This window comes from Streptomyces sp. SID5785, assembly GCF_009870065.1.
Taxonomy (GTDB): Bacteria; Actinomycetota; Actinomycetes; order Streptomycetales; family Streptomycetaceae; genus Streptomyces.
Genome location: NZ_WWIA01001063.1, coordinates 1 through 8,079, shown reverse-complemented (window position 1 = coordinate 8,079; position 8,079 = coordinate 1). Strand labels below are relative to the sequence as shown.

11 protein-coding genes are annotated in these 8,079 nt (G+C 72.7%); 3 read left to right on the top strand and 8 right to left on the bottom strand.

All coding sequences use genetic code 11. From position 1 onward, the window contains the following. Position 1: 1 nt before the first annotated feature. Positions 2-481, top strand: coding sequence for a copper chaperone PCu(A)C (locus GTW43_RS34480; protein WP_161305906.1), 480 nt, complete (start codon positions 2-4; stop codon positions 479-481). A 19-nt stretch (positions 482-500) separates the two neighbouring features. On the opposite strand, the gene GTW43_RS34475 is transcribed toward GTW43_RS34480, so the two are convergent. Together GTW43_RS34475 and GTW43_RS34470 are read right to left on the bottom strand one after the other, a co-directional pair. Next, complete coding sequence (locus tag GTW43_RS34475; RefSeq protein ID WP_161305905.1) at positions 501-1,052, bottom strand: DinB family protein; 552 nt, start codon at positions 1,050-1,052, stop codon at positions 501-503. 82 nt (positions 1,053-1,134) lie between these two features. Next, positions 1,135-2,115, bottom strand: coding sequence for an SDR family NAD(P)-dependent oxidoreductase (locus tag GTW43_RS34470; RefSeq protein WP_161305904.1), 981 nt, complete (start codon positions 2,113-2,115; stop codon positions 1,135-1,137). A 55-nt stretch (positions 2,116-2,170) separates the two neighbouring features. On the opposite strand from GTW43_RS34470, the gene GTW43_RS34465 reads away from it, so the two are divergent. After that, positions 2,171-2,593: a MerR family transcriptional regulator gene (locus GTW43_RS34465; protein WP_202502314.1), complete on the top strand. Its 423-nt coding sequence runs from the start codon at positions 2,171-2,173 to the stop codon at positions 2,591-2,593. Between the two features lie 35 nt (positions 2,594-2,628). Here the strand turns inward: GTW43_RS34465 and GTW43_RS34460 are convergent, their stop codons facing one another. Genes GTW43_RS34460 through GTW43_RS34440 form a run of 5 tightly spaced genes read right to left on the bottom strand, consistent with a single transcriptional unit; the run spans position 2,629 to position 6,892 of the window. Beyond that, complete coding sequence (locus GTW43_RS34460) at positions 2,629-2,949, bottom strand: hypothetical protein (protein ID WP_161305903.1); 321 nt, start codon at positions 2,947-2,949, stop codon at positions 2,629-2,631. Between the two features lie 52 nt (positions 2,950-3,001). Beyond that, positions 3,002-3,397 carry a tautomerase gene (locus tag GTW43_RS34455; RefSeq protein ID WP_161305902.1) on the bottom strand — a complete coding sequence of 132 codons (396 nt, stop codon included), beginning with the start codon at positions 3,395-3,397 and terminating at the stop codon, positions 3,002-3,004. A 36-nt stretch (positions 3,398-3,433) separates the two neighbouring features. Further along, positions 3,434-4,807, bottom strand: coding sequence for an amidase (locus GTW43_RS34450; RefSeq protein ID WP_161305901.1), 1,374 nt, complete (start codon positions 4,805-4,807; stop codon positions 3,434-3,436). Continuing rightward, a complete protein-coding gene (locus GTW43_RS34445; protein WP_161305900.1) occupies positions 4,804-5,976 on the bottom strand; it encodes a hypothetical protein in 1,173 nt (390 codons plus the stop codon). The genes GTW43_RS34450 and GTW43_RS34445 overlap by 4 nt, the downstream gene beginning before the upstream one ends. 4 nt (positions 5,977-5,980) lie before the next feature. Further along, positions 5,981-6,892, bottom strand: a complete 912-nt coding sequence (locus tag GTW43_RS34440) for a nitrilase family protein (RefSeq protein WP_161305899.1) — start codon at positions 6,890-6,892, stop codon at positions 5,981-5,983. A 118-nt stretch (positions 6,893-7,010) separates the two neighbouring features. Between GTW43_RS34440 and GTW43_RS34435 the strand changes: the two genes are divergently transcribed. After that, positions 7,011-7,520: a helix-turn-helix domain-containing protein gene (locus GTW43_RS34435; protein ID WP_161305898.1), complete on the top strand. Its 510-nt coding sequence runs from the start codon at positions 7,011-7,013 to the stop codon at positions 7,518-7,520. Positions 7,521-7,557: 37 nt separating this feature from the next. On the opposite strand, the gene GTW43_RS34430 is transcribed toward GTW43_RS34435, so the two are convergent. Continuing rightward, positions 7,558-7,971: a RidA family protein gene (locus tag GTW43_RS34430; protein ID WP_237536968.1), complete on the bottom strand. Its 414-nt coding sequence runs from the start codon at positions 7,969-7,971 to the stop codon at positions 7,558-7,560. Between the last annotated feature and the right edge of the window lie 108 nt (positions 7,972-8,079).

Sequence of the window (8,079 nt, the reverse complement as noted above, 5' to 3'; positions counted from 1 at the left end):
CCTGCGCCGGTCCGCGCGCGCCGCCGCCGCACCGATCGCGGCGTGTGTGACGGCCCTGGCCGCGCTGTCCGCCTGGACCGCGCTCGGGCAGGCCGGTTCACCACCGGACCTGATCGTCTCCGACGCCCGGGTGTTCCGGCCCACGGGCGACTCTCCCGACACCGTGGCCTTCTTCCGCATCACCAACCGGGGCACCGTGCAGGACGAACTGACCGCGGTGACCTCCCCCTCCCTGCCGGGCGGCCTCACCCTGAGCCGGCACCGGATGACGACCGGGGGCGCGGCCTACCGGGCGCCCACGGACCGCTTGCGTGTACCGGCCCGGGGGACGCTGGACATGACGCCGATGTCCAACGACGTGACGGTGCCCGCCGGACGCGCGCTGCGGACGCAGACCCGGATCCCGTTCGACCTGCACTTCGCGCACAGCCGCACCGTGCGGGTCCAGGTGCAGGTCGTACCGCCCGGATCCTTCGGCTGAGCACGTCGTCTTGGTCAGGTCACCTCGGCGGGTCCTCGCCCGTGAGCCCGTCGACGGACTCACGGATGAGGTCGGCGTGACCGGCATGGCGGGCGTACTCCTCGACGAGGTCGAGGAGGATGCGGCGGAGATTGGGGCGTTCGCCGCCCCGGGTGGTGAAGGCGCCCAGCTGGTCCAGCCCGCCTGTGCGGAGTGCCGCGTCGACGACCGCGCGCGAGCGGGCGACCGAGTCCTGCCACAGAGCCCGCAGTTGCTCGGGGGTGTCCTCCGCGGCGGAGCGGTAGTCCCAGTCGGGGGTGCTGTCCCAGTCGACGCCGTCCCAGGGGGCGCCGACGGGAGTACCGAGCCACAGCCTGGCGAAGTGGCTGTCCTCGACGTGCGCCAGGTGCTTGAGCAGCCCGCCCAGAGTGACGTCGGACGTGCCGAGCCGGGTGCGCAGTCCGGAGGCGTCCAGGCCGGAGCACTTCCACGCCACGGTCGCCCGCTGCCGTTCGAGTGCGCCGAGGACGGCTGCCGCCTCGGTACCGGCGAGGGGAGGTTCGGGCCAGGATCCGGCGGTGTTCTCGGTCATGGGCGCGAACCTTAGCGAACGGTGCCGACAGCCGACCGACGTCCGTACCGTACGCCCGTCCGCGGACCGATGGGCGACGCCGTCACGCGCGCCCGCGGGGTACGGGCGTGGCGCCGGTCGCGGCGAGGGACAGCTCCCACAGCCGTGCGGCCGCGTGCGGATCGACGGCGTACGGGCGGACACCGCCGTCGTCCATCGGCGTGCCGGGAGCCGAGACCGCGGCGACCTCGCAGTCCTCCAGATAGAGGCCTCCGCGGCCGTCGAGGAGGGGCGAGGTGGCGGCCCACAAGCCGGTGGCCGCCCCTTGCGACGGGGTCTTGAAGCCGGCGCCGATCACGGTGCCGTGCTCGTCCACCCAGCCGCGGTCGATCTGCTCCTGGCGCGCCATCTCCCGCTGCAGCCCCGTGATGATCTTCCCCGGGTGGAGCGAGAAGGCGCGGATGCCGTCGGCCCGGCCGAGGGCGTCGAGGTGCACGGCGAAGAGCGCGTTGGCGGTCTTCGCCTGGCCGTACGCGAGCCACTTGTCGTACCCGGAGCGGAAGTGCGGGTCGTGCCAGCGGATGTCGGTCAGGGTGTGCCCGGCGGAGCTGTTGACCACGACGCGCGCACCGCCGGCGGCGGCGAGCGACGGGTAGAGCTCGCAGGCGAGGGCGAAGTGACCGAGGTGATTGGCGGCGAGCTGGCTCTCCCAGCCGGGCCCCACCCGGAGTTCGGGTGTGGCCATGACCCCGGCGACGGCCATGAACAGATCGAGACGGGGCAGCGTGTCACGGATGCGCGCGGCGGCGGCCCGAACGCTGTCGAGGTCGTTCAGGTCCATGGGGACGACCTCGGCGCCGGGCACCGCGGCGAGCGCGGCGCGGGCGACGTCGGGCCTGCGGGCCGGCACGATCACGCGGGCCCCGACGGCCGTGAGCGCCCGTGTGGTTTCCAGGCCGAGCCCGGAGTAGCCCCCGGTCACGACGGCGCTCGAGCCGGTCAGGTCGAGGCCCGCGGTGACGTCCTGGGCGCTGCTGGTGGCGGAGAAGGGCGAGCCGAGCGGCTGCTGATCGGTACGGGTCATGGCACCGAAACTACGATCTGGAGCGCGGTCTAGATCAAGTCCTAGACTGCGGCGCATGGCGACCACGGAGACTCCTGCGACAGCGCTGAGCATCGGTGAGGTGGCCGAACAGACCGGCCTCAGCGTCCACGCACTGCGTTTCTACGAGCGCGAGGGCCTGCTGGTCGGCCCGGTCCGGCGCACCTCCGGAGGCCGGCGCCGGTACAGCTCTCTGGATGTCGACTGGCTGTTGATCTGCGTCAAGCTGCGCGAGTCAGGCATGCCCCTGGCCGACCTCAGGCAGTTCGCCGGACTCGTGCGGCAGGGCCCCGGCAACGAGCCGGAACGCCTGCACCTCCTCGAGACCCACCGGCAGCGCGTCGACGACCGCATTCAGGCACTGGAGGAGTGCCGGTCGGTGATCACCTGGAAGGTCGGCGTCTACGCCGACCACCTGGCCCGCGGAGCGGCGGACGGCCTGTGGGAACCGAGAGCTTGAGGGTCATCGGCGGCATCGGCACACCGTCCCGCCGGTCACGGGCTGCAGCCGTGGTCGGCCGCCGCCGTCGAGAGCTCCGCCGGGCCGGAGAGCGGCGTCGTCATCGGCCACGGCGCATGTTCCTCGCGGCGCGTCCACGTCAGATGAACCAGCGCCCACGCGAACGGCCTGCCCTCGACCTGGAACAGGACGTCGTCACACGCCCCGCACCGCGCCACCGCGGCGACCGTCGCCCCGTGCAGCGGGTGACCCGGAGTCAGCTCACGCTGGAGTTCGCGCTCGACCTCGGGCATCCCGGCGTGGGGTGTCCACCACGGAGGCGGCAGGTGTGCGGGGTCGTCCGGCAGGGGCTGCATCACCGCATCCTCGCAGAGGCCCGGGGATGTGCCGGAGCCGCGAGCGGCCCGGTCAGGTCCGTTCGTCCCCTGTCCAGTCCTTGTTGAAGCCCCCGAGATGCGGGTGGTACATCTCGTCCCCCGCGTGCTGCGTGAACTCGACCTTGATCCACAGGCTGTCGAGGTGGAACAGGTCGGCGCAGGCGTCGATCAGTGACTGTGCGAGGGCCGCCCGCGTCTCGCGCGGACGTCCGCTGCGGATGTCGCACATGATGAGCGCGGAGGGGGTGGGTGCTCCGTCCTCGTGGCAGCGCCAGACGCCTCCCGCCCCGAGAGCGTGGACGGAGACGGTGAGCAGGTCGGCGTTGACCTTCATGAGGTCGGCGTAGATCCGCCCTGCGCGCAGGGCGAGTTCCTGCTTGGTGGCCGCCGACGCGTCGAGCGGCAGGTCGATCTGGATGGACGGCATGGGTGGTGGGCCTCTCGTTCGAGTCCGGAGACGGGGTCAGCCGCGCGCGGCGGTCGCGGTGCGGGCACGGCTCTCGACGGCGGCGGCGAGGGCGAAGAGCCGTTCCTCGTCGCCCGGGTTGGTGATCAGCTGCACGCCGACGGGCAGCCCGTCGACGTGTCCCACGGGCACGCTCAGCGCGGGCACGCCGGCCATGTTCCACGGGCTGGTCAGCGACAGCAGGGCGGTGCGGGTGTCCGTGGTCGTGCGGCCGACCTGCACCGTCCGGCGGCCGATCCGCGGCGCGGTCACGGGGACGGTGGGCATCGCGAGCGCGGGGTGCTCGTCCAGCAGGCGCCGCACGCGGTCCCGGAACGCGCGCCGCGCACGGTCGGCCTCCGCGTACTGGCCGGTGGTGACCGCCTGGCCGGTGCGCAGCCGGGCGAGCACGTCGGGGTCGATCAGCGACGCGTCGTCGTCGAGATGGGCCTCGTGGACGGCGAACGCCTCGTGGCCCTGGAGGGTCGAGAACGTCCGGAAGAGGTGCGCGGTGTCGCCCAGGGCTCCGCCGAGGGTGTAGGGCGTCAGGCCGTTGTGGGTCAGGGAGTCGTGGGCGGCCCCGGTGACCCGGGCGTCGGCCGGGGCGATGTCCTCGGGGTCGATCCAGGCGACGGTCCCGGCATCAGGCGGGAGGTCGCCGGCGCCGGTGCCGTCCGCGGGTCCGAAGGCGAGTGCGCGGTACGCGAGCAGCGCGTCGTGACTGGTCGCCGTGAACAGGCCGACATGGTCGAGCGTCGGCGCGAGCGGATGGACCCCCTGCACCGGAAGGACGTCGAAGGCGGGCTTGAACCCGACCACGCCGCACAGCGCGGCCGGCACCCGCACCGAGCCCGCGGTGTCGGTGCCCAGGGCGAGCGGGACCATGCCGGCCGCGACGGCGGCCGCGCTGCCCCCGCTGCTGCCGCCGGACATGCGGTCGGGGTCGACCGGGTTCCTGGACGGTCCGTGGACCGAGCGGTCGCCGGTCGCCCCGTAGGCGAACTCGTGCAGGGTCGTCTTGCCGACGATCACGGCCCCGGCCCGGCGCAGGCGGGTGACGATCTCGGCGTCCTCGCTCGCCCGTGCCGTGCCGAACGACGACGCCGATCCGCACGTCGTCGGCAGCCCCGCGATGTCGATCAGGTCCTTGACCGCCACGGGGATGCCGTGCAGCGGTCCGCGGTCGCGTCCCGCGGCCAGTTCGGCGTCCGCCTGTTCGGCGGCGGCACGCGCACCGGCCGGGTCGACGAGCACGAAGGCGTTCACGGCCGGGTCCCGGTCCTCGATCCGGCGCAGCGCGGCACGGACGAGGTGGGCCGACGTCGTCGTCCCGCGCCGGAGCGCGCGGCCCAGTTCGGCGATCGTGGCGGGGGTGGTGGTGTTGCTGCTCATTTCTGGACTCCAGGAAGGACGGTGAGCGAGGGCACGATCAGGGCCGTGCAGATGCTCATGGCGGCGACGTTGCCCACGAACGGGTGGAAGCCGGCGGGCAGACGGCCCGAGATCGCCGCGGCGGTCGGGGGAGCGACGAGTGCTCCGGCGAGGGCCGCGACCACGGTCGGCACGAGTGCGCCGTGGTAGGTGAGGACCGCGGCCGGTACGAGGGACACCGCGGGGACGAAGGTCGGGTAGAAGCCCGCCGTGCGCCAGCGCCGCCGCCACACGACGACACCGGTGACGACGGTCAGGAGCTGCCCGGACAGGATCGTCACGAACCGGCCCGATCCGTAGGACAGTGATTCGGGCGACGTCGCATACGTGAGAAGCGCGCCGATGACGAGTGCCGCGCTCGCCCATTCGTTGCCGAAGAACTGCGCCTCGGACAGGTCGGCCAGCGCCCGCCGGAGCACCCACACCGGTCCCTGCCCGGCAGGGCGGCGACGGGCGGCCGGTACGGCAGGGGTCACGGACCGCCACGTCCAGGGCGCGGGCATCCACCGAAGGCGCGGGCAGACGAGGAACGCGGCCGTCCCGGCGAGTGCCATGCCGCCCGTCGCACCGACGACCGGGGGCAGGCCGAGCGGTGTGCAGACCCATGTGACGAGCCCGATCGCCGCCGGAGGGACGAGCAGGGCCCCGGACACGGCACCCGTGAGGAACACCCGCAGGCCTGGCCCGTACAGGGCGACGACCGCCGGGGCCACCGACACGAGCGGGGCGAACAACGGCTGCCAGGCGCCGCCCGTCAGCGTCGTCCCCCACGCCAGGGCGCCGAGGACGACGCTGAGCAGCGCGGCACCGGCGACCCAGGGCCAGATCCCGGTGCCGCAGGCCTGGACGAAGCCCTGCAGGTACCAGCCGCGACGGTGCGCGAGGTGGCCGACGAGGCCACCGGCCAGCAGGAGCGTGCCGGCCGATCCGACCGCGTAGAACTGCGGTTCGGAGGTCGCGGCGAGCACCCAGCGGGCGAGGCCCGGCACGTCGCGGTGGTCGCCCTGCCAGCCGGCGCGGCCGGACAGGGCCCAGACGGTCGCGCCCGCCAGGGCGGCGAACACGACCGTCACGAGGGCCCGTCGTGCGGCCCTGAAGCGAGGTCTTGCCGGATCGGCGACGCCGCTCATGTCGTCACCGGGGCAGCGGCGGCGCGCCGCGGTAGCCGAGCATCTGGTCGTACAGGTCGGTGCGCCGGTCCCGGTGCAGGTCGTTGAGCTGGTTCCAGATCGGGGCGGTCCGGGTGTCGCTGAGGTCGACGTCGGCGTAGATGACCGTGTCCTCGTCCGGACCTGCGATGCGGTCGATGGGCCAGCCGTTGGTGCCCGCGATGAGCGAGTTGCCCATGAAGCCGGCGCCGCGCTCCTGGCCGGTGCGGTCGGCGGTGGCGATGAAGACGTTGTTGACGTGTGCGGCCGTGATCGTGAGGTGGGCGGCCATGCAGACACCGCTCGCGTCGTAGAGCGGCGGCGGGGTCCACACCCAGCCGGTGGGGATGCAGATGATGTCCGCGCCCATCTGGGACACGATCCGGGAGGTCTCGGGGAACCAGATGTCCCAGCACACCAGCAGCCCGATGCGGCCCAGGCGGGTGTCGAAGACCTTGAAGCCCTCGTCACCGGGTGTGAACCACAGCTTCTCGGTGTTCCACAGGTGTGTCTTGCGGTACCGGCCTATGTAGCCGCCCGGTCCCACGAGCACGGCGGTGTCGTAGAGGCGCTCGCCGTCCCGCTCGACGACGCAGCCGACGACGTACATGTCGTGTTCCGCGGCGAGCCGCTCGAACAGCTGGAGCGACGGCCCGTCCGGGATCGTCTCGGAGTGGGCGAACGCCTCCTCCCTGCTCTCGAAGACGTAGCCGGTCGTGGCCAGTTCGGGGAGGACGACCAGGTCGGCGCCGGATGCGCCGGCCGCGTGCAGCCGCTGCTCGACGGCGGCGGCGTTGGCCTTGAGGTTCTCGAGTCCGACCTGGGGATCGAACTGGACGACTGCCACCCGGGCCGGGCTCACGCGGGCCCGGTTCGTCTCGGTCACTTCGTCGGGCATCGGTGCTCTCCTCGCTAGCCGGTTTCAAAACAAGACCAGATGAAAGGAGAGTAGGATGGGCGGTCTAGTTTTGCAACCACTTCGGGTGGTGCACTTCGACAGCCAGACAGGAGGCCCGATGGGATCGTCGAAGGTGGCTCTCGCGACGGCGCCGTGCCCGGTCGCCCGTGCGGTGGACGTGGTCGGGGACCGGTGGTCCCTGCTGATCCTTCGCGACGTGTTCGACGGGATCTGCCGGTTCGGGGCGCTGCAGCGGAGCCTCGGACTCGCGCGCAACATCCTCACCGAACGACTGCGTGCCCTGGTCGCCCAAGGCGTCCTCGAGACCCGCCCGGCCTCGGACGGCACGGCCTACCACGAGTACGCCCTCACCGAGAAGGGCGCTGACCTGTTCACGATCCTGGTGGCGCTGCGGCAGTGGGGCGAGGGCCACCTCTTCGCGGAGGGGGAGGAGCACTCCGTCCTGCTCGACACCGACCACGGACAACCGCTGCGCACGCTGCAACCCGTCGACGCCGAGGGCCGGCCGGCCACGTACCGCACCTCCTATGTGCGGAAGGTGACGGAGGAGGCGGGCGAGGCAGACGAAGCGGACGACGCCGACGAGTCGGAGCGGAGCGCCGGATGAGAGAGAGCGGGGTGCCCTCTCCCCTGGGCGAGGGTGCTCAGCGGGGGAGGGCCACGGTGAGGTCCAGTTCGATCAGCTGACCCGAGAAGCCCAGCTGCGCGACGCCCAGCAGCGTGCTGGCCGTGGTGAACGCCGGCGCGAGAGCCGAGCCGGTGAAGTGGCGCCATGCGGCGCCCAGGTCGTCCCTGTCGCTGCTGCGTACGTAGATCACGGAACGCACGACGTGCTGCGGCTCGGCCTGCACCGCGGCCAGGGCGCCGAGCGCGTTCGCGACCACCTGGCCGGTCTGCTGCTCCAGGGAACCGGCGCCCACGAGTTCACCGTTCTGATCCAGCGGACACTGCCCGGCCAGGTAGGCGGTGCGGCCGCTCTCCACCACGGTGATGTGGTGGTAGCCGGGTGTCGGATGCAGGCGGTCGGGGTTGATGCGGGTGATGTGGTGGTCGGTCATGACGGAGAGTCTGACCGCAGTGCCGCCCGCACGCATCGGGGTTTCCGACCGGCGAGCGCGCGCGGCGCACGGCGGCGGCCGGCGCCGGAGAAGGCGCCGGCAGACGGC

What these genes read in the sequence shown, in the direction of transcription:
- GTW43_RS34465 (WP_202502314.1), top strand. Translation starts at nt 2,171, where the DNA reads ATGGCGACCACGGAGACTCCTGCGACAGCGCTGAGCATCGGTGAGGTG.
- GTW43_RS34475 (WP_161305905.1), bottom strand. Translation starts at nt 1,052, where the DNA reads ATGACCGAGAACACCGCCGGATCCTGGCCCGAACCTCCCCTCGCCGGT.
- GTW43_RS34440 (WP_161305899.1), bottom strand. Translation starts at nt 6,892, where the DNA reads ATGCCCGACGAAGTGACCGAGACGAACCGGGCCCGCGTGAGCCCGGCC.
- GTW43_RS34455 (WP_161305902.1), bottom strand. Translation starts at nt 3,397, where the DNA reads ATGCCGTCCATCCAGATCGACCTGCCGCTCGACGCGTCGGCGGCCACC.
- GTW43_RS34445 (WP_161305900.1), bottom strand. Translation starts at nt 5,976, where the DNA reads ATGAGCGGCGTCGCCGATCCGGCAAGACCTCGCTTCAGGGCCGCACGA.
- GTW43_RS34435 (WP_161305898.1), top strand. Translation starts at nt 7,011, where the DNA reads ATGGGATCGTCGAAGGTGGCTCTCGCGACGGCGCCGTGCCCGGTCGCC.
- GTW43_RS34450 (WP_161305901.1), bottom strand. Translation starts at nt 4,807, where the DNA reads ATGAGCAGCAACACCACCACCCCCGCCACGATCGCCGAACTGGGCCGC.
- GTW43_RS34470 (WP_161305904.1), bottom strand. Translation starts at nt 2,115, where the DNA reads ATGACCCGTACCGATCAGCAGCCGCTCGGCTCGCCCTTCTCCGCCACC.
- GTW43_RS34430 (WP_237536968.1), bottom strand. Translation starts at nt 7,971, where the DNA reads ATGACCGACCACCACATCACCCGCATCAACCCCGACCGCCTGCATCCG.
- GTW43_RS34460 (WP_161305903.1), bottom strand. Translation starts at nt 2,949, where the DNA reads ATGCAGCCCCTGCCGGACGACCCCGCACACCTGCCGCCTCCGTGGTGG.